Origin of the sequence: Natronobacterium gregoryi SP2 (assembly GCF_000230715.2) — an archaeon.
GTDB classification, from domain to species: domain Archaea; phylum Halobacteriota; class Halobacteria; order Halobacteriales; family Natrialbaceae; genus Natronobacterium; species Natronobacterium gregoryi.
Map to the genome: position 1 here is coordinate 3,309,564 of NC_019792.1, position 19,600 is coordinate 3,329,163.

Below are 19,600 nucleotides of genomic sequence, written 5' to 3' on the forward strand. Positions count from 1 at the left end.
TGGGCTGTTGAACGGCGAGAGTTACCAGCCTATTGCTGGTGACTGATTGCCAGGAGTCCACATCAAAGCCCCACCCTCAAGGACTGAGGCGCGTATGCGCCGAAGGAGTAGGGTGGGGTAGTTTACATCACGTCCAGAACGAAGATCGCCAGGTAGAGCTGGCCGACCCCGGCGACGATCATCACGACGCCAGCAAACTGTCTGATCCGCTCGCTGTAGCCTGCGAGCCGACCGGCACTCGCGACCAGTCCCATGCCGGTTGCGACGGTCAACGCGACCATCAGGACGACGATGCTGCCGACGTACGTCCCGAGAACCAATGCCGCACTCGTTGGCGGGAACTGCATCGCACTCGTAACGACCGGGAGCAACAGCGGCAAAGCACAGCCAGCCGCAGCCAGCGCATAGCCCGCACCGAAGACCCCGAACCCGAGCACGCTCGAGCGACGCTGAGGCAACGCGACCGACAGCGACGGTGCTCGGTCGACGAGAATCAACGCCCCGAAGACGAGCAAGACCACGCCGACGATCGGCTCGAAGTAGACGACGTTCGACAGCGTGGCGTGGCCCACCTGGTAGGCCACACCGAGGACGACGGCAAGCGTCACGAGAACACCTGCGCCGGCGATCAGTCCACGGCTGACGGCCCCACCGATCGACGCCTCCTGCTGGTCGGTCTGGCTCACATAGAAGCCGACATAGCCCGGCAAGAGCGGATACGCACACGGAGAGAAGAAGGTCCCGATCCCCGCGATCAGTGCGAATCCCAGCGTCGAGAAGATAGTTGCGTCGAACATTAGCTCTCGGTTTCGCTGTGCTCGAGTGCGTTCTCGATTCCAGCGACGAATTCGTCGGCAGTCTTGGAACCGGTGTCGGACCATCTGACGACGCTCGAGTCGTCGAGTGCGACGGCCATCGGATAGCGGCCGACCCGGTAGCTCAACTCCGCGGTCGGATCGAGACCGAGCGTCCAGTTTCCGCCGTTCTCGCCCCACCACTCGACCAGTTCTGCTTCGGTGAGCGGGCCGTCTTCGCCAACCGACTCGCTCGTGATCGAGACGAACAGGACCTCGTCGCCGATCCGTTCGTGTGCCTCGGCGAGTTCGGGCATCTGTTCTTTGCAGGGCGGACACCACGTCCCGAAAAAGTCGATGAACGTCGGGCGATTCGGTGCCGGAACCACCACCTGCCCGGCTTCGCTTCCCGGTGCGTCGACGGTCTCGAGTTTGACCTGTTCGTAGCGCTCGCCGTCCTCGCTACCGTCGTCTCCTTCGTCGTTCGAGATGTCGTTTGTCGACGGCAGTCCGTAGACGGCGACCGCGCCGGCTCCGCCGAGTATCCCCAGACTTCCGAGCCCGGCCAGTACGTCTCTTCGTCTCATTGTCGCTCGTCGTCTACGTCGAGGTGATCGTTCTGTGCCGTGACGACCGCCTGGGTGTCAGCGAGAATCGTCCGAACGCCCCCACCGGCTTCCGCGACGAGCGCGCGGGGATAGGCTCGTTCGACGATCCCGGCCTCGTTGACGAGCAGTACCAGGTTTATGTGGGTGAAACTGTAGTCGTCGTGGCCGTGGTCGTGGTCCTCGTGATCCCCGTGTTCTTCGAGGTCGTCACCTTCGACCCGCTCGATTCGCATCCCGAACTCGTCGTGAAGCAGTGCTTTGCCCTCCTCGTAGCTTTCGGGTCGCAGAAAGTGCCAGTTGTCGGCCTCGTAGTCGACACCCTGCCGGTCGCCGTACTCCGCGAGTCGTTCGGCCGTATCGCGTTCGGGATCGAACGTCATCGGCAGCAACGCTAGTTCGTCGCTGTACCCCCGTTGGGCGGCGTCTTCCTGGATCTGCCGGAAGATCTGCAACAGTGCAGGACACGCACCGTCCGGACACTCCGTGAATAGATACGTCATCAGAAACGTTCGCTCACCGACGAAATCTCGCCGCGAGACCGGTTCGTCGGTGATCGGGTCCGGCAGCGAGAACGGAGGGAACTCGTCCCCGTGAATCGGGTGGGACGGCTCGCCGCGCTCTTCGTCCGGCGGGCCGAGTACGGTCTCGCCACCGTCCCCGAGACCGACGGCCCCGAGAGACTCCTCGAGACAGCCCGCGAGTCCGGCGACACCCACCGTACTCGCCGCCCCGAGCGACCGAAGATACGTCCGTCGTTCCATATTCCCCTCATAGGACGGCGCGATCAAAGGCTCGTTGGTATAGCTCCCGAACGGTGAGTGTACGACGTCGTTACCCGTCTTGTACTCGTCGCCAGTCGGCAGTCTCTCGAGAAAGCACGCCTTACACGGCCGAGCGAACGGCAACCGGTAGAAACTGACCCGGTACGGCTGCTATAACTAACCGCCAGTGTCGCCTCTCTCGAGGTCATGTCTCGACCGAACCGGCCACCGATGCAGATCGGCTGTCCGAACTGCGATACGACCGTCGACGCGACCATTCCACCGGGTCGAGGAATCGGGGGTGACGAACCGGATCGACTCCAGGGAACGGAGACGAACTGCCGAAACTGCGGTCACGAGTTCGAACTCTACTACTACTGACAGCCCCATCAAGCTCGATCACGAGCGATCGCCGACCGCTGTCTCCGGTAATCGACCCGGATCGTCTCGACGAGCCGCTGGCTGTTCGGCATCGTGTCGACGACAACTTCGACATCGCCGTTTCTCGCTGTGTACCTGCCAGTAACTCGAGTTGTCAAGCCACCCTGAAAGAGAGGGGTGGAGTATTGGCCCGCCTGCCAGTGCAGGCGACGAATCAACCCGTGGCGGTGCTGTGAGATTCCAGCGAATGCCAGTTACCGACGAGCGGTCGTCGACAGGGCGGCAGTCAGTACGAGTGAACGAAGACGACGAGCGGAGGCGAGGTGACGCGGTCTGTCCCGGTTCGCTGATCGTCGTGTCGAACCGGCAGCCATACCGTCACGAGTACGAGGACGGCTCCGAGACGGATCGCTCGATCACCGTCGACGAACCGACCGGTGGACTGACTGCTGGACTCGATCCCGTCGTCCAGCAGGCGAGTGGCACGTGGGTCGCTTGGGGCGACGGCGACGCGGACTTCGACGTCGCGAACGAGAACGGCTGTGTGACGGTTCCACCGGCGGAAGGAGCGTACACGCTTCGACGGATCGATCTCTGTGACGAGGCCGTCGACTCCTACTACTACGGATTCAGCAACCGCGTCCTCTGGCCGCTCTGTCACGGGTTCCCAACCCTGATCGACGATCGAACGAACGACTTCGAGTGGTATCGGACGGTCAACGAGCGGTTCGCGAACGCAGTCGGCGACCACGCGACCGACGACGCCGTCGTCTGGCTGCAAGACTATCACTTCGCGCTCGCGCCGCGGATGATCCGCGAGTCGATCCCCGCCGACGCAACCGTCGCGCAGTTCTGGCACGTCCCCTGGCCAGCGCCCTCGACGTTCCAGCACTGTCCCGCCGGCGGACGAATCCTCGAGGGACTGCTCGGAAACGACCTGCTTGGGTTCCACGTCGACCAGTACGCCGACCGGTTTCTCGACTGTGTCAACCGGTTTCTGCCGGCAGCGACCGTCGACAAGAATCGACGAACGGTGCGGGACGGCGGCGAGCGGACGCGCGTCGTGGCGACCCCGATGGGAATCGACGCGGAGACGCACGCGAGAGACGCCGAATCAGCCGACGAAGAGATGTTCGACGCCCTCTGCTCGGAGCACGGCCTCCCCGATCTCGACGAGACGGTGATTGGCCTCGGCGTCGATCGCCTCGACTACACGAAAGGGATTCCGGAGCGGCTTGCCGCACTCGAGCGGTTCTTCGAACGGCATCCCGACTGGCGTGGCGAGTTCACGTTCGTCCAGAAAGCGACGCCGTCCCGGACGGAGATCCCTGCCTACGAGCGCCACGGAGAACTGGTTCGCAGTGAAGTCGAGCGGATCAACAGCCGATTCGAGAGCGGCGGCTGGCAACCCGTCGTCTACACCGACGAGTACCTCGAGGAAGCCGAACTCTGTAGTCTCTACCGGAACGCGGACGTGATGATCGTGAGCCCGCTGGTCGACGGAATGAACCTCGTCGCCCAGGAGTTCGTCGCCGCGAGCGTCGACGACGCTGGCGATGTCTTGCTGTTGAGCGACCGGGTCGGCGCTCACGAACTGCTCGGGTCCCACGCGGTCTCGATCGATCCGACCGACGTAGACGACTTCGCCGACCGGATCGCACACGCGCTTGCGATGCCAGCCTACGAGCGGCGGCGACGACTCGACGTGCTCCGCGAGCGCGTCTTCGACGCCGACCTCGACCGATGGATGCAAACCCAGTTCGACTGGATTCGTCGCGTCCACCAGGACCCCCGGTCGCGGGGACCGGACGTCGACCCCGACTCCTCCGAACGGACGCGGCCGGTCTGAAATGACAGGAGGTAGCTCTTCGACGGCCGAGAAGACCGAGGGCGGGTCGATTCCACCGCCGCTCGACGAGCGACTCCCGCGGCTCCGGAACGCGCTCGCAGATGCCGAACGTCTGTTGATCTGTCTGGATTTCGACGGAACGCTCGCACCGATCGTCGAGACGCCCGACGAGGCGGTGCCAACCGACGAGATGCAAGCGGCCGTCACAGCGCTCGCGGACGCGCCAGCGGTTACGACCGCGATCGTCAGTGGGAGAGCGCTCCGAGACGTCCGCGGGCGGATCGACGGTCCCGCGATTTACGCTGGCAACCACGGGCTCGAACTCGCCCGCGACGGCTCGATCGCCGTCCACCCGATCGGTCGCAAACGCGCCAGACGAATCGAGACGGTCTGTACAACACTCGAGACGGTCCTCGCACCGATCCCGAACTACCGCATCGAGAACAAGCGGCTGACCGGAACGGTCCACTTCCGGTCCGTCCCGGAGGCCGCCCACGCCGTCGTCGCCGCCCACACCCGACGCGTCGTCGACTGGATCGCCAGTGACGATCTCGAGATATCGACCGGGAAGTGCATCCTCGAGATCGAACCGTCGATTCCCTGGGGAAAAGGCAACGCGGTCGAGCTGATCGCCGCGGAGCTACCGTCGGAGACGCTGTCGATCTACGTCGGCGACGACGTGACCGACGAGTCCGCGTTTCGCGCCGTCGAACCCGACGGATTCGGGATTCGTGTTGGCGGTCCAGAACCGTCGGCAAGTTCCTGTCGCGTTCGCTCTCCTGGGGAGGTCACGGCGTTCTTGACGTGGCTCGAGTCGGTCGGCGTCGAGCTAGTCCGAACGGGGATGGCTGGAGCGAGTGGGGCTCCGAACCGATCACCGTCGATCGACCGCGCGGGCGAAAACGGATGGTGGGAGTGACGGGATTGGGGGGATCGTCACTGGGATGTGGGTCGAGGGGGGTGGCGTCAGAGCCGGGGGCGCTCGGACGCGCCCCTCGCCCACACCCATCGAAACGGAATATACGGAACTACTTATTATTTCCTCTGGTGATCGTCGTCCGACAGATCGGACCGAGGCCGAAACTATTAGTCACCAGTGGAAATATAGACTCGTACGAGAGTGAACGAGAGTGAAGCTGCGTCAACCAACTGACTTCTTGATCCTCGAATCGCTCGAGGACAAAGGACGAAACGTCGCAACGAACCTTGCGGCCCATACGGGAAAGAGTCGAAAGAACATAAACACCAGACTACCGGTGCTCGAGGATTACGGTCTCGTCGACAAGATCGGCCCTGCCGAGCGATCTGGTCTCTACGAGATCACGTCGAAGGGAAAAGCAGCACTGGTGTACCGCGATCAGTACGACGAAGCCGACGACTTCGAAGCACTCATCGAGGGTCCAAACGCTGCCGACGGCGACGAGGCGTCGGAACGGGCTAGTTTCGCCCGCGGTGACGACGAGAACTCCGACGACGAGTAATCGTCTTTGGGTCTCTTTCGATCGAGTCGTTCCGTATCGCCGTCGAGAGACGGTTACCATGGAGTTACCATCGGACGGAGAGGTGCGACCGTCTGGTATCGACGACGCGGGTAGCGTCGCCGAGTACGCGAATTTCGACCCAGCCGGGGAGTCGCTCGGGGTCGATCGGCTCTAGCAGAAGCAACGTACCGGTAGCGGTTTCGACCAGCCGGCGGTCCGGACTCCACTGGCGAAGACAGCGCCGCCAGTCCCCGGTCCGAAATCGGCGCTTTACCTGCCACTCCGTGTAGTAACAGCCGTCTGACCCGGCCAGAACGGCGTCGACCGGTGTGTCTCGACGTGTCTCGAACCCCCCAGACGAATCGCCGTCGCACTCGCGGTCACACATTGGTTCGATGGGTGAAGAACGACTTGCCGCCCCCATCGCCGGTCGGGTTCACATAGGCGACTTTTATAGTTTCGTGAGACTCTCTCTTACTTGAATGCTGACGCTACAGCGCGAGGGAGTTCGAGACGAAACCCACATTACAGCGACGCTCCGACCACAAGATAGTGACTCGCGTCTGTCTCGTCGGGAACGACGATGTCGACCTCAAGTACGAACTTCTCTCCCGGGAAACCTCTCGTGAGGCACTCGCGACGTACGCCCTCCAGCGGCCGTTCGACAACTCGCTTGCCGTTCGGACCGTCAGCATCGGAGCCGCCGTTTCCCTGCTGAACGACCTCCAGTGGTATCTGACACGGTTCGTCGACGAAGCGTTCGTTCAGGAACCGAGCATCAGCGACGAGGAGTGGCTCTCACGGTCGCTGGCGACAGCCCTCCGCAACGGCGACCTCGAGCCGGCGGCAACCGACGAGTTCTGCAAGGTGTACGGGCTCGAGACCGTCGACCGCCACCCGGTCTCACCTTCGAGCCGGGACAAAGAGAGCACGGACGCCGACGCAGAGACGACCCAGCAACTCGTCGAACCCCTGTACGTTCGTCGGACGGACGGCGATCTGCCGGCTTACGACCTCAGAGACGTCGAAGAGACGCTAGTCGTTCGGCTCACCGAAGCGGAGTACTCGCCCTGACTCGTCGGTCGCGTTTCAACTACTCGTCCGACTCGCCGTCGGCGTCGGCCCGTCTCTCGTGGGTGGTTCCGTCGGCGTCGACGATCTCGGCCACGAACTCAGTCGAGGGAGCGACGCCGGACGCAAACGGGACTCTGGCAAGCAGACCCGCCGCCGTCACTTGCTCTGCACACACCTCGTCGGCGTCGGATTCGTCGCTCACCTCGGCCTCGAGCGTCAGCGTCTCGTCGTCGAGTTCGGCGTCCTCGAGCCCCATCTCGTAGCAGAGGTTCGATCCTTCGGCCTCGAGTGCGACGAGCAACGCGTCCTCGAAGGCGGTCTCCTCGACGAACGCGACGAGGTCGTCGTCCGGTTCCCCGACGTCCCATCGCTCCTCGAGCCAGGCGTCGGCGTCGCCCTCGTCGCGGAGCACCGTCGCGTTCGGACTCTCCGGGACATCTGGCTGTTGGTACGTGTGCGTCTCTTCGACGAGGTCGTCCGTGCTCGAGGCGTCGCTGTCGGCGCTTCCATCGTCGTCGGCCGTCTCCTCGTCGTCACTGTTCTCGTCGCCGGTTCCGGGACCCGACGCGTCGTCGAACCCGTCGTCGAGACAGCCGGCAGAGAGCGCGAGAAGGCTGGCACTCCCTGCGAGCACTGCTCGCCTGGAACGTGCCGGGCCGGAGTTTCGTCGTGACATCGTACTCGAGACTACTCGGGAGAACCTAAAGATCGTTGTCCTAGCTGAAACGAGCCTTTTTCGCGTGGCCTGACAGTTCGGTGGCGACTGTCTGCCAGGCTGGCGCACCCCCTCCCCCCGACGAGCGCGGTTGTGCCGGCGATGGCTTACAGGGACTCGTCTCGGTCGAACAGTCCCGTCGAGAGGTACCGCTCACCGCTGTCCCAGAAGACGGTAACCACGAGCGGACAGTCTGTTGCCGGCCGTCCACCGTCCACCTCTGGCGACGCGGACCGCGTCGCGTCGAACGCACCGGACGGCTCCGGACACTCGACGTTGGGTTCGGCGATCTCCTCGGCGACCTGTCGGGCGATCAGGCTCGTCGCACCGCTGGATTGCCCGACGAGAATTCCTTCTTCGCGGGCGAGACGGCGACACTCGTCTTCGGCGTCCTCGAGTCGCACCGTCTCGATACGATCGATGAGTTCCCGCTCGAGGTTCTCGCTGACGAAGCCGGGTCCCATCCCCTGGAAGTCGTCGTCGCCAGGGTTACCGGTCGAGAGAACGGCGTTTCGTTCCGGCTCGACTGCGACGATCTCCACGTCAGGAAACTCCTCGCGGAGTCGCCGGCCGATCCCCGAGATGGTGCCGCCGGTGCCGACACCGGCGACGAAGGCGTCAATCTCGCGCTCACCGACCTGTTCGACGATCTCGTTGCCCGTCGTCCGGTAGTGGGCCTTCGGGTTCGCCGGATTCTCGAACTGGCCGAGCTGGGTCGCACCCGCTTCGACGAGCTCCTCAGCGCGCTTGCGGGCGGCCTCCATGCCGCCGTCGACGAGTTCGAGCGCTGCGCCGTAGGCTGCCATCACCTGCTGGCGCTCCTCGGACTTGTCTGCAGGCATGACGATCGTCAGATCGTAGTCCCGTGTGGCACAGACGAGTGCGAGCCCGATCCCCGTGTTCCCGCTCGTCGGTTCGACGAGCCAGTCGCCAGGTTCGATCACTCCCTCGCGTTCCGCGGTCCGGACCATCTCGAGTGCCGGGCGATCTTTGGCCGACCCGCCGGGGTTGAACGATTCGATCTTCGACGCGACCGTCACACCCTCCGGCGAGTCGACGTGAACCAGCGGCGACCCGATCGTGTCCAGGATGCTCCCCTTCATTGCTACGCCGTAGGGGGGCGAGACCTAAACCCGTGCCGGTGGTCGGTCCCGGTCACTCCGCCGCAACTGCCGGCTCGTCGCCAGATCCGGCACGCTCGATTCGCCGGATCGCGTACTCCTCGGCTGCATCGAGGACCGTCGTGTCCTGTCGCTCGGCGATTTCGATCATCTCACCGAGTCGATTACCGATCGCGGCAGCGTCCTCGTAGGCCGCTTTGCGGCTGCCACCCTGGTACTCCTCGGCAACCGTCATCAGCCCACCGGCGTTGATGACGTAGTCCGGTGCGTAGAAAAGTCCTCGCTCGCGAAGCGCCTCCGCGTGGCGGCGCTCGGCAAGGACGTTGTTCGCCGAACCCGCGACGATGTCACACTCGAGTTGAGGGATCGTGTCGTCGTTGACGACACCACCGACGGCACAGGGGGCGAAAACGTCACAGGACTGTTCGTAGACTGCCTCGGGCGCGACAGAGTCGACACCATGCTCGTCGACGAACGAAGCGACGTGGTCCTCGTCGACGTCCGAGACCGTGACCTCCGCGCCGGCAGAGACCAGTTCCTCCGCGAGTGCCCGTCCGACCTTGCCGAGCCCCTGGACGACGACCTCGAGATCGCCTGGCGTATCCGTCCCCAGGATGTGTTCGGCGCTCGCACAGATCCCGTGATAGACGCCGTGGGCCGTGATCGGCGACGGGTCGCCGAGACCGTTGCTCGTTCCGACAACGTGGTCGGTCTCCCGTGCAACCACGTCCATATCCGTGACGCCGGTGTTGACGTCGACGGACGTGACGTACCGCCCGCCCAGGTTCTCGATCGCCCGTCCATACGCCCCGAGCAGGGCGTCGGTCTTGTGCTCGTCTGGGTCGCCCAGGATAACCGCTTTCCCGCCACCCAGTGGCAGGTCGGCCGCGGCAGCCTTGTACGTCATCGCTCTCGAGAGCCCAAGCACGTCGTCGAGTGCGTCGGCTTCGGTGTCGTAGTCGAGGAATCGTGTTCCACCGAGACTCGGGCCCAGCGTCGTATCGTGGATCGCGACGATCGCACGGAGCCCCGTCTCGGGATCGGAGACGTACGTCACCTGTTCGTGACTGCCGTCGACCATCGAGTCGAGTACCATAGTATATCATTTTCGTTTACCGCAAAAATTCTACCGCCGTCGAAAGAAAAGCGAACAAGTTAGCCAATACAAGTGCTCGCGGCGGAGCGGTACCTATTTCATCTGGTGTGAGCACTGATACGTATGGACGGAATCGTCTTTTTCGGGACCGAACGCCACGACGAGGTCGTCAACTTCTACCGAGAGCTCGGTGCGAACGTCTGGCTCGAACAGCCCGACTGCACCATTCTCGAGGCAGGGTCGTTCCGGTTTGGGTTCTGTGAACGCGACTCCGCGGACACCGAGGGAATCGTCACGTTCGTCTTCGACGACAGGGACGGCGTCGACGAAGCCTACACAGCACTGTCGGAACTGGCCGACGAAGAGCCACGGCTCAACGAGACGTACGAAATCTACCAGTTTTTCGCATCCGACCCTGAGGGGCGAACTGTCGAGTTCCAGTGCTTCGAGTAGCCGTACCGGTCGAAAAATAACCGAGCGCCATCCCCCTCGGCATCGACTACGTGCCTCTGACACAGAGGGCAAGTTGTTAATCGTTTCCACGAATCCATTAATCTTTTCACAGACGGTTCTGCGTTCTACGAACACGAAGGCAAAACGCGAAAGCGACGTGCCGGAAGCCCCTTGCCGCTGGCGAAACGCCCGCCAGCAACACCGCGGTTAAGCCATTGGACCGACAATCGACCAGCATGAGTCTCGAGACGCTAACTCCGAACCCGACCTGGGACGCCGCCTCGTACGAAGACGCAGTCGACGTCCTCGAAACGCACAACGACGACCTCGTCTACAAGATCTGGGGCGGCGACTGGTGCAAGGACTGCCGAAAACTGCTGCCCGACCTGGGTGCCGCACTCGAGGCAGCCGAGATACCCGACGACCGGATCGAAGCGATCGCGGTCGACCAGGACAAACGGGGCCCTGGCGTCTCCGAGTATGGTATCGAGTACATCCCGACCGTCGTCGTCGAGACCGACGACGGCGAGGAGGTAACGCGGTTCGTCGAGCAAGCGGACCTGCCGCCGGCGATCTGGCTGGCCGAGCGCATCGCCGACGAACTGTAGCCTGCACTGCCGGACAGAACGACAGGATCGGTCGTTCTCCTGTGGCTATCTCCGAGACAGTCACAGCCTCGTACGGACCGCTGTCCAACGTATCAAAACGGGGTCTCCGGTCCGTCACTTTCCTCCTGGTCGCTGTCTTCCATTCCGCCCCCCTCGAGCCACGCGAGTGCGTCGTCGACGTCGTGGGTCGGCGGCGAACACGTCCGGTCACGGCAGACGTACAGCGTCGGCTCCCCGTCGCGAGCTTCGCGGCCGGCCCAGATCGGTGGCGCAGCCGCGAGCGAGAGGCGGTCGAGCCACGCCTCGAGGTCGTCGTCCGTCGTCGGACGACGCGCGAGCAGCCGATCCGGGAAATACTGCGTCGCAAACGCCTCGCGCCACTCCTCGGGTAGTTCGTCGGCGGTGACGGTCACCTCGAGCGCGCCGGACTCGAGGTGGTCGGCCGCGAGACACAGCGTCGCGTGCTGGAGGCTGTTTGCCTCGAGCCGGTTGGCGTGGGTCGACAGCACCGTCGCGGCAATCTCCTCGTAGTCGGCGTCGGCGACTTCGCCGTCTCCACGGGGGCTCTTCGAGCCCTCGCTGCCCGCGAACTTCTCGAGCGCGAGCAGTATCTCGACGGCGACGCCGGCCGAGGACGGCGTCGACTGATCGCCCAGTTCCTGTGGCCGAGTCACGAGCGACTCGCCACTCTCGGGTGTGAAATAAAGCGTCCCGCGGTCGGCGTCCCAAAACTCCTCCTCGATCGCGCGACCGAGCTCGAGCGCGAACGCGAGATGGTCGACCTCGCCGGTCGCCTCGTAACACCCTAGCGCGCCGCGAGCGAGGAAGGCGTAGTCCTCGAGGTAGCCCTCGATCGCCACGTCTTCGCCCTTGTACCGCCGCGAGAGTCGCCCCTCCTCGTCGTCCCAGAGCCGATCACGGACGAACTCGAGAGCGTCGACGGCCATTTCGGCGTACCGCTCCTCGCCGAGTGTCAGCGCGGCCTCGGCACAGGTCGCGATCATCAGCCCGTTCCAGCCCGCGAGTACCTTCTCGTCGCGGTTGGGACGTGGACGTTTCTCGCGCGTCTCGAACAGTTGCTGGCGGGCGTCCTCGAGACGCTGCTTGACCTCGTGTTCCGCGAGGTCGAACTCCCCTGCGAGATCGGCGATCGATCGCACGCGATTGGGCTGGTTCGCCCCCTCGAAGTTGCCCGACGCCGTGATATCGTAGTGGGCACAGAACAGGTCGGCGTCGGTCTCGTCCGCGAGGACGTCGTGGACCTCTGCGGGCGTCCAGACGTAGAACGTGCCCTCCTCGCGCTCCCCAGTTTCGGGGTCTTCGCTCTGGGCGTCGAGCGTGCTGAAAAACCCGCCGTCCTCGTGGGTGAGTTCGCGGTCGACGAACGCGAGCGTCTCGTGGACGACCTCGGCGTACCGCTCCTCGCCGGTCAACTGGTAGCCCGCCAGGAACGCCCGCGGAATCTCGGCGTTGTCGTACAGCATCTTCTCGAAGTGGGGCACCGTCCAGTCCCGGTCGACACAGTACCGGTGGAAGCCACCGCCGACGTGGTCGTAGAGCCCGCCCGCGGCCATCGCGTCGAGCGTCTCCTCGAGCACCTGGCGGTACTCCTCGTCGCCCGTCCGGTCGTACGCGCGAGCGAGCACCTGGAGCCGCGAGGGCTGGGGGAACTTCGGTCCATCGGAGCCGAACCCGCCGTACTGCCGGTCGGCGCTCCGGAGAGAGGCGTCGGCGGCCCGCTCGAGCAGGTCGCTCGAAGGCGGGTCGGCCGCTCCCGGCGAGGGTGCGCCGGGAGTCTCCTCGAGTTGGTCTCTGGCAGCCTCAGTCCACTGGTCCGCACGATTTTCGACCTCTTCGCGGTCGTTCTCCCAGGAGTTCGTGATGTTCTCGAGGACGTCGAGGAAACCGGGCTGGCCTCGCTTTGCTTCCGTCGGGAAGTAGGTCCCGACGTAGAACGGCTTCCCTTCGGGCGTGAGCCACGCCGAGAGCGGCCAGCCGCCGCGACCGGTGACGAGGTTGCAGACGGTCATGTAGATGCTGTCGACGTCGGGGCGCTCCTCGCGGTCGACCTTGATCGGGACGAAGTTCTCGTTCAGGACCTCGGCGACCGCCTCGTCGGCGAAGCTCTCTTCCTCCATGACGTGACACCAGTGACACGCCGAGTAGCCGATCGAGAGAAAGATTGGCCGGTCGTGTTCGCGGGCCGTCTCGAGGGCCTGTTCGTCCCAGGGCTGCCAGTTGACGGGGTTGTCTGCGTGCTGGCGCAGGTAGGGACTCTCCTGCTCGTCGAGGCGATTTCGCTCGGTCGGACAACTCATGGTGACGACTACGGCCGGCCGTTGTAAAAGCCCGACGTACGTCGGAGGTTACGCGATCCCGAGCACCGAGACGCCGTACGCGGAGGCCGCGACGAGCACGACCGTCCACACGAGGATACCCGCAGTCATCCAGACCGCGACGATACGACTCCGACTCCCCGCGAGCAACGCGACCAGCGCGGCGACGTGGACGCCAGCGAGCACCGGCCCACCCACTGCGAGTCCCGGTAGTCCGTACCGATCCCAGAGCCGGCGCGCTCGAGCGTATCGGTCGCTTTGCTCCGACGTTTCGCCTCGCCGTCGGCGCAGCCAGTTCGCGACCCGCCGATAGAAGACGACGAGCGCGTACACCGAGAGGACGTTGCCGGCGAACGCGACGACGCCCGTGAGGACGGGGTCGAGTCCCAGGCCGATCGCGATCGGAATCACGACGAGAATCTCGATCACCGGAATCGCCGCGAAGACGAACACCAGCAGGTACTGGAGGAAGCCGGTGGCCTCCTCTATAGTCGTGCCGACGTCGACGAGGAGCGAAAGGAATGACATGCGTGGAGGGGACGCCGTACGGTGGAGAGAGAGAGCCCACTCGAGACGGTAGGTCGTAGACGCTACTCGTGGTAAATACGTGACGTTACCGGGTTCGAGGCCAGCTACGAATTCTCGAGTTCGAACTCGATCCGATCGACGTCCTCACCTTTCGACGTGTGGTCTACGATCGATACCCGTCCGATTTCGCCGAGACTGGAGACGTGCGTGCCGCCACACGGACACGTGTCGAACGCCTCGATCTCGACGACTCGAAGCGGGTCGACGGAGTCGGGAATCAGATCGAGCAGTGCCCGACCCTCGTCGACCTCCGCCTCGACGACGTCCCGCGGGCGGTTCTCCTTTACGACAGCGAGGTCGCGCTCGATCGCCGCGTTGGTGCGACGCTCGATACGCTCGCGGTCCTCGTCGTCGAACGACGCGGGTTCGAAGTCGATCCGCGACCGGTCGGGGTAGACCTGGTTGCCGGCGGTACTCGCGCCGTACTCCTCGAGGACAACGCGGGAGACGACGTGCTGGGCGGTGTGCATCCGGCTCAACTGCTTCCGGCGCTCCTCGTCGACCCAGGCCTCGACCGTCGTTCCCGCGTCGGGAACTGTCCCCTCCCGGAGGTCGACGTCGTGGCGAACCTCGCCGTGGTCTTTCCGAACGTCGGACACGTCAGCGACGCCGTCGTGCCACTCGAGAATGCCGCGGTCAGCCGGTTGCCCGCCGCCTTCCGGATAGAAGTAGGTTCCGTCCAGAAACACCGCGTCGTCGGTCGTCTCGGTGACGGTCGCGGTGAACGTCGTCACGTCGTCGCCGTCGGGGAGGTATCGTAGCTCGGTCACGAACAGGGGTTGTGACCGAAGCGTAAAGACGCTGCTGACGGCGACTCGAGCGAGACACGTGCGTCGAAAACGGAGCAGTGCGGGTCGATCGAACTCGAGTTCGGTCGGCGTCAGTTCAGCTCTTCGTTCAGCAGTCGACGGAGCACAAGGTGGAGCACGCCGCCGTTCTCGACGTACTCGACCGCCATCGGGGTGTCGACCTGGGCGGTCACCGTAAACTCGGTGACCTCGCCGTCCTCGGATTCGGCGGTGACCTCGAGTTCGGCGTTCGGCTCGAGGCCGTCTTCGAGCCCTTCGATCGTGAAGTACTCGTCGCCCTCAAGGCCGAGTTCCTCCCAGCCCTCGCCCTCGGCGAACTGCAAGGGCAAGACGCCCATGCCGATGAGGTTGTCGCGGTAGATGCGCTCGTAACTCGTCGCGATGGTCGCGCGGATACCGAGCAGGTCCGTTCCCTTGGCGGCCCAGTCGCGACTCGAGCCGGTTCCGAACTCGTCGCCGGCCACGACGACCAGCGGCGTGTCGTCCTCGCGGTAGCGTTCGCTCGCTTCGAACACCGTCGTCTCTCCACCGGTGGGATGGTGGATCGTGTACCCACCCTCCTTCCCGTCTAGCATCTCGTTTTCGATGCGGACGTTTGCGAACGTACCCCGCATCATGACCTCGTGGTTCCCGCGTCGCGAGCCGTAGGTGTTGAACTCGTGGGGTTCGACGCCGCGCTCTGTGAGCCACTGGCCGGCCGGCAGATCCTCGCCGAACAGGCCGGCGGGGCTGATGTGGTCGGTCGTGACCGTGTCGCCAAGCGTCATGAGACAGCGGGCGTTGGAGACGTTGTCCACGCCGGGCTTCTCGAGCGGGAACTCCTGGAAGAACGGCGGCTCGCGGATATAAGTCGACGCGGGGTCCCACTCGTAGACGTCGCCGGTCGGCGCGTCGAGGTTCTCCCAGCGCTCGTCGCCCTCGTAGACGCTGGCGTACTTCTCCTCGAACATCTCGGGCGAGACGCTGTTGTGGATCGTCTCGCGAATCTCCTCGGCGTCCGGCCAGACATCTTCGAGGTAGACCTCCTCGCCGTCGTCGTTCGTCCCGAGCGGCTCGTTCTCGAGGTCGATGTCCATCCGTCCGGCGAGGCCGTAGGCGACGACCAGCGGCGGAGAAGCGAGGTAGTTGGCCTGGATCTTCGGGTGGATGCGAGCCTCGAAGTTCCGGTTGCCCGAGAGGACACTCGTCGTCCAGAGGTCGTGTTCGTCGATGGCCTCCTCGATCGGGTCCGGCAGCGGACCGGAGTTGCCGATACACGTCGTACAGCCGTAGCCGACGACGTGATAGCCGAGTTCCTCGAGGTCGTCGAGCAGGTCCGCTCGCTCGAGGTACTCCGTGACGACGCGGCTCCCGGGTGCGAGGCTCGTCTTGACGTAGTCGGGTACCTCGAGTCCCTCCTCGGCCGCGTTACGGGCGAGCAGTCCGGCACCGACCATCACGGACGGGTTCGACGTGTTCGTACAGGAGGTGATCGCGCTGACGAGAACGTCGCCGTGACCGATCTCGACCTCGGTGCCGTCCTCGAGTTCGACGGGTACCGTCTCGTCTAACGCGAGACTGGTTCCGGCATCACTCGAGTCGACCGCGGCACCGCCACCGTCACCGACCGCCGGTTCGCCGCCGGAACCGATCACTCCCTGCTCCTCGAGCAGGCTCGGGAAGTGGTCGTCCAGGTCGCCCATCGGGATTCGCTGGTGGGGCTTCTTGTGGCCAGCGAGACTGGGTTCGACGTCGCCGAGATCGAACTCGACGACCTCCGTGAACTCGGGGTCCTGCTCGCCGAACAGCCCCTGGGCCTCGAGGTACTCGCGGACAAGTTCGACGTGATCTGGATCGCGGCCCGTCAGCTCGAGGTACTCCAGGGTCTTCTCGTCGACGGGGAACATGCTGATCGTCGAGCCCTGTTCGGGGGCCATGTTCGAGATGGTCGCACGGTCGGCGACCGAAAGCTGGGAGACGCCGGGGCCGAAGAACTCGACGAACTTGTCGACGACGCCGACCTCGCGGAGCGTCTCGGTGATGTGGAGCACGAGGTCCGTCGCGGTCGCACCTTCGGGAAGCTCGCCCGAGAGACGGACGCCGACGACCTCCGGCAGCGACATGTTGATCGGCTGGCCGAGCAGCGCGGCTTCGGCCTCGATCCCGCCGACGCCCCAGCCGACGACGCCGATGCCGCCGATCATCGGCGTGTGACTGTCCGTGCCGACGAGCGTATCGGGGACGAGCCACTGCTCGCCGTCTTCCTCTCGCTCGTGGACGACGCGGCCGAGGTGCTCTAAGTTGACCTGGTGGACGATTCCCGTTCCAGGCGGGACGACGTTGAACTCGTCGAACGCCTGCTGGGCCCACTTGATCGCACGATACCGCTCTTCGTTTCGCTCGTACTCTCTCTCGACGTTCTTCTCGTAGGCGTCGTCGGTGCCGAAGTGGTCGACCTGGACGCTGTGGTCGATCACGAGATCACAGGGGACTTCGGGTTCGACGACCGTCGGGTCGACGCCCTTGCGATCTGTGGCCGACCGCAACGCGGCGAGGTCCACCACTGCTGGAACGCCGGTCAGGTCCTGCAGGACGACCCGCGAGACCGTAAACGGCACCTCGGCGTCCGGCACGTCCGGTTCCCACGAGGCCGCAGCCCGGATCGAGTCGGCGTCGATCTGGTCGCTGTCCGCGTTTCGCAGGACCGACTCGAGCAGAATGCGGATGCTCACCGGCAGTTCGTCGAGCTCACAGAGTCCCCGCTCCTCGAGGACCGTGAGATCGGCCATCTTGTACGTCTCGCCGTCGTGTTCGAACTTCCGGATCGCATCCGAGAACGCATCGGTTACCATACCCGACGTTATGGGCGCTTGATATTTGAACCCCTCGAGAACCTCTCGCACAGAGTATAACGACCCAGTATTTGTCGGGTCACTGGCTATCTGCGAACAGACAGCCTGCCGTCGTACTGATTCCAGCACTCGCAGCAAAGCCGACAAACTCTCGCCGGTTCATATCAGTGGTTGTGTATCAAATAACAAGTATTTTCGGTTACACTCCCGTGGTGGTCCCATACTTCACCACTCGATCAACCCAGATGTTTAAAATCTAGAATAAATTCGGCAGGAATGCTACATACATCCTCTGAGTTCCCGTGCGGATTGCCGTATCGATGTCCCGGTGCAACCGCTTCGGGTCGCGGTTGTGCTGGAACTGATGGGAAGTAAGCCGTCTCATACGGAATGCTGTAACGATTTACCGGCGCGACCGCAGGAGGGCTCGCAGTCGCGCCGGAACTGACTGACAGCAAACCGTATCAGTCGATCCGTTCGTACTCGACGAAGGCAAACCCGTCCCGGTCGTCGCGGGTGGCCTCACGGAAGGCGTCCCGATCCCACTCGGGGAAGCGCGCGTCGCCGTCGGGATCGTCGTGAATCTCCGTCACGATCAGACGATCGAGCGCCAGCAGGAACTGCTCGTAGACGGTGGCACCGCCGGCGACGAAGACACGGTCGGCGTCGTGGCGTTCCCGAGCAGCCGTCTTGGCTTTCTCGAGTGCGTCCTCGAGATCGTTCGCGACGACGGCGTTCTCGGGCGTCTCGAGGTCTTGACTCGTCAGTACGATCGTCGTCCGTCCCGGAAGCGGTTCGCCGAGCGCCTCGAGAATCCCTTCGTAAGTCACCCGCCCCATGATGACGGGGTGGTCCATCGTCGTCTCCTTGAAGTGTTGCAGGTCCTCGGGGAGGTGCCAGGGCATCTCGCCGTCGACACCGATGACGCCGTTGTCGGCGACCGCTGCGATCCCGACGAGTTCGAGGTCCGTCTCGAGCGACGCCGCAGTCATTCGGCCACCGAGAACTGGATGCCCTCGTGGGACTCGTACCCCTGCAGCGAGACATCCTCGTAGGTCAGGTCGTCGATTGAGGCGTCGGCGACCTCGAGTGTCGGGCGCTCGAGTGGGTCCCGAGAGAGTTGCTCGAGCAGGCCGGGGACGTGGTCCAGCCGTTCGTCGCCCTCGGCCTCGGGGGGTGCCTCGGACTCGAGCCACTCCTTGACCGAGAGGTAGTCCTCGCGGTCGTCGGCTTCGGCAAGTCGGGACTGCAGGGCCTCGAGGTTGTCGTCGTACCACTCGCCGCGGTCGCCGCGACCGCAGTAGACGTGGGCGTCGACGACCGTGTGGGCGAACGTCCCGGATTCGAAGCCGGTCTGCTGGGCGACGACCTTCGTCAGGAGCGCGTACGCGGCGATGTTGAAGGGGACGCCGAGTGCGATGTCGCCCGAACGCTGGGTGAGATGACAGTTCAGCCGATCGCCCTGGACGTTGAAGACGAACGTGTAGTGACAGGGCGGCAACGTCGAGACCGCGGCGTTCGCAGGATGCCAGGCGTTGACCACGAGCCGGCGGGAGTTCGGCGAGTCCGAGAGGGTATCGACCACGTACTGTAGCTGGTCGAACACGCGACGCGACTCACCGTCGTCGGTTTCCTCGACGGTCACCCACTGCTGGCCGTCGTCGGGCCAGGACTCGCCCGCGAGCTGGACTCCCTCGTCGGGAACGGGATACCGCCGCCAGAACCGGCCGTAGGCGGTGTCAAGCCGTCCCTCTTCGTCGGCCCACGCGTCCCATATCTTGGTCTCCTCGCGGAGGTTGCGGACGTGCTCCTCGCCCGAGAGGTACCAGCAGACTTCATGAAGCATGGAGTTCCAGCGGTAGCCGTCCATCTGCTTCGTCGTCAAGAGCGGATACCCATCTTTGATGTCTACCTCGTAGTGCTCGCTGAACGACGAAATCGTGTCGACACCCGTCCGGTTGGGCTTGTAGGTGCCCCCGGAGAGCGCGCTGTCGACTAACTCGAGGTACTGTTGCATTACCCGCCCGTTTCGCGTGCTCTCCCTTTAGCGTTGAGTTCTCCGGTTGCTCCGGAACACGATCCCAGTGACGCGGCC

The 19,600-nt window shown here is 64.3% G+C and carries 19 protein-coding genes; 7 read left to right on the plus strand and 12 right to left on the minus strand.

Annotated elements, in window-relative coordinates:
- Positions 1-122: 122 nt before the first annotated feature.
- The 3 genes from NATGR_RS16245 to NATGR_RS16255 are packed head-to-tail and all read right to left on the minus strand — an operon-like array spanning position 123 to position 2,163.
- Entirely contained in the window at positions 123-797 is a 675-nt protein-coding gene (locus NATGR_RS16245) for a cytochrome c biogenesis protein CcdA (protein ID WP_005576912.1), read from the minus strand.
- Complete coding sequence (locus NATGR_RS16250) at positions 797-1,381, minus strand: TlpA family protein disulfide reductase (RefSeq protein WP_005576910.1); 585 nt, start codon at positions 1,379-1,381, stop codon at positions 797-799. Before NATGR_RS16250 ends, NATGR_RS16245 begins: the two co-directional genes overlap by 1 nt.
- Complete coding sequence (locus NATGR_RS16255; RefSeq protein ID WP_015233818.1) at positions 1,378-2,163, minus strand: SCO family protein; 786 nt, start codon at positions 2,161-2,163, stop codon at positions 1,378-1,380. Before NATGR_RS16255 ends, NATGR_RS16250 begins: the two co-directional genes overlap by 4 nt.
- 207 nt (positions 2,164-2,370) lie before the next feature.
- Between NATGR_RS16255 and NATGR_RS19665 the strand changes: the two genes are divergently transcribed.
- From NATGR_RS19665 to NATGR_RS16280, 5 genes are all read left to right on the plus strand, one after another.
- On the plus strand, positions 2,371-2,544 hold the full coding sequence (locus tag NATGR_RS19665) for a hypothetical protein (RefSeq protein ID WP_015233819.1): 174 nt from the start codon (positions 2,371-2,373) through the stop codon (positions 2,542-2,544).
- 247 nt (positions 2,545-2,791) lie between these two features.
- On the plus strand, positions 2,792-4,393 hold the full coding sequence (locus NATGR_RS16260) for an alpha,alpha-trehalose-phosphate synthase (UDP-forming) (RefSeq protein WP_015233820.1): 1,602 nt from the start codon (positions 2,792-2,794) through the stop codon (positions 4,391-4,393).
- A gap of 1 nt (position 4,394) precedes the next feature.
- Positions 4,395-5,312 carry a trehalose-phosphatase gene (gene otsB, locus NATGR_RS16265; RefSeq protein WP_005576896.1) on the plus strand — a complete coding sequence of 306 codons (918 nt, stop codon included), beginning with the start codon at positions 4,395-4,397 and terminating at the stop codon, positions 5,310-5,312.
- A 211-nt stretch (positions 5,313-5,523) separates the two neighbouring features.
- Positions 5,524-5,874, plus strand: coding sequence for a winged helix-turn-helix domain-containing protein (locus NATGR_RS16270; protein ID WP_005576895.1), 351 nt, complete (start codon positions 5,524-5,526; stop codon positions 5,872-5,874).
- A 552-nt stretch (positions 5,875-6,426) separates the two neighbouring features.
- Positions 6,427-6,948 (plus strand): DUF5804 family protein, encoded by a 522-nt coding sequence (locus NATGR_RS16280; RefSeq protein ID WP_005576892.1) that lies wholly within the window; start codon positions 6,427-6,429, stop codon positions 6,946-6,948.
- Between the two features lie 19 nt (positions 6,949-6,967).
- On the opposite strand, the gene NATGR_RS16285 is transcribed toward NATGR_RS16280, so the two are convergent.
- The 3 genes from NATGR_RS16285 to NATGR_RS16295 all read right to left on the minus strand — a co-directional run bounded on the left by NATGR_RS16285 (position 6,968) and on the right by NATGR_RS16295 (position 9,880).
- Entirely contained in the window at positions 6,968-7,624 is a 657-nt protein-coding gene (locus NATGR_RS16285; RefSeq protein WP_015233822.1) for a hypothetical protein, read from the minus strand.
- 146 nt (positions 7,625-7,770) lie between these two features.
- Positions 7,771-8,766, minus strand: a complete 996-nt coding sequence (locus NATGR_RS16290) for a PLP-dependent cysteine synthase family protein (protein WP_005576889.1) — start codon at positions 8,764-8,766, stop codon at positions 7,771-7,773.
- Positions 8,767-8,818: 52 nt separating this feature from the next.
- Positions 8,819-9,880 carry a Leu/Phe/Val dehydrogenase gene (locus NATGR_RS16295; RefSeq protein WP_005576887.1) on the minus strand — a complete coding sequence of 354 codons (1,062 nt, stop codon included), beginning with the start codon at positions 9,878-9,880 and terminating at the stop codon, positions 8,819-8,821.
- A gap of 123 nt (positions 9,881-10,003) precedes the next feature.
- Between NATGR_RS16295 and NATGR_RS16300 the strand changes: the two genes are divergently transcribed.
- Both NATGR_RS16300 and NATGR_RS16305 read left to right on the plus strand, forming a co-directional pair.
- A complete protein-coding gene (locus NATGR_RS16300) occupies positions 10,004-10,333 on the plus strand; it encodes a VOC family protein (RefSeq protein ID WP_005576885.1) in 330 nt (109 codons plus the stop codon).
- A gap of 236 nt (positions 10,334-10,569) precedes the next feature.
- Positions 10,570-10,941, plus strand: a complete 372-nt coding sequence (locus tag NATGR_RS16305) for a TlpA family protein disulfide reductase (protein WP_005576883.1) — start codon at positions 10,570-10,572, stop codon at positions 10,939-10,941.
- 92 nt (positions 10,942-11,033) lie between these two features.
- On the opposite strand, the gene NATGR_RS16310 is transcribed toward NATGR_RS16305, so the two are convergent.
- From NATGR_RS16310 to thyA, 6 genes are all read right to left on the minus strand, one after another.
- Positions 11,034-13,259, minus strand: a complete 2,226-nt coding sequence (locus tag NATGR_RS16310) for a thioredoxin domain-containing protein (RefSeq protein ID WP_005576881.1) — start codon at positions 13,257-13,259, stop codon at positions 11,034-11,036.
- Positions 13,260-13,307: 48 nt separating this feature from the next.
- Positions 13,308-13,805, minus strand: coding sequence for a small multi-drug export protein (locus NATGR_RS16315; RefSeq protein WP_005576879.1), 498 nt, complete (start codon positions 13,803-13,805; stop codon positions 13,308-13,310).
- Between the two features lie 104 nt (positions 13,806-13,909).
- Complete coding sequence (locus tag NATGR_RS16320; protein ID WP_005576877.1) at positions 13,910-14,635, minus strand: alanyl-tRNA editing protein; 726 nt, start codon at positions 14,633-14,635, stop codon at positions 13,910-13,912.
- Between the two features lie 110 nt (positions 14,636-14,745).
- The gene (gene acnA, locus NATGR_RS16325; protein ID WP_005576875.1) at positions 14,746-17,505 is read right to left on the minus strand and encodes an aconitate hydratase AcnA; all 2,760 of its coding nucleotides are present in this window, start codon (positions 17,503-17,505) and stop codon (positions 14,746-14,748) included.
- Between the two features lie 464 nt (positions 17,506-17,969).
- Entirely contained in the window at positions 17,970-18,497 is a 528-nt protein-coding gene (locus NATGR_RS16330) for a dihydrofolate reductase (protein ID WP_005576873.1), read from the minus strand.
- Positions 18,494-19,522 (minus strand): thymidylate synthase, encoded by a 1,029-nt coding sequence (gene thyA / locus NATGR_RS16335; RefSeq protein WP_005576871.1) that lies wholly within the window; start codon positions 19,520-19,522, stop codon positions 18,494-18,496. The genes NATGR_RS16330 and thyA overlap by 4 nt, the downstream gene beginning before the upstream one ends.
- Positions 19,523-19,600: the final 78 nt, after the last annotated feature.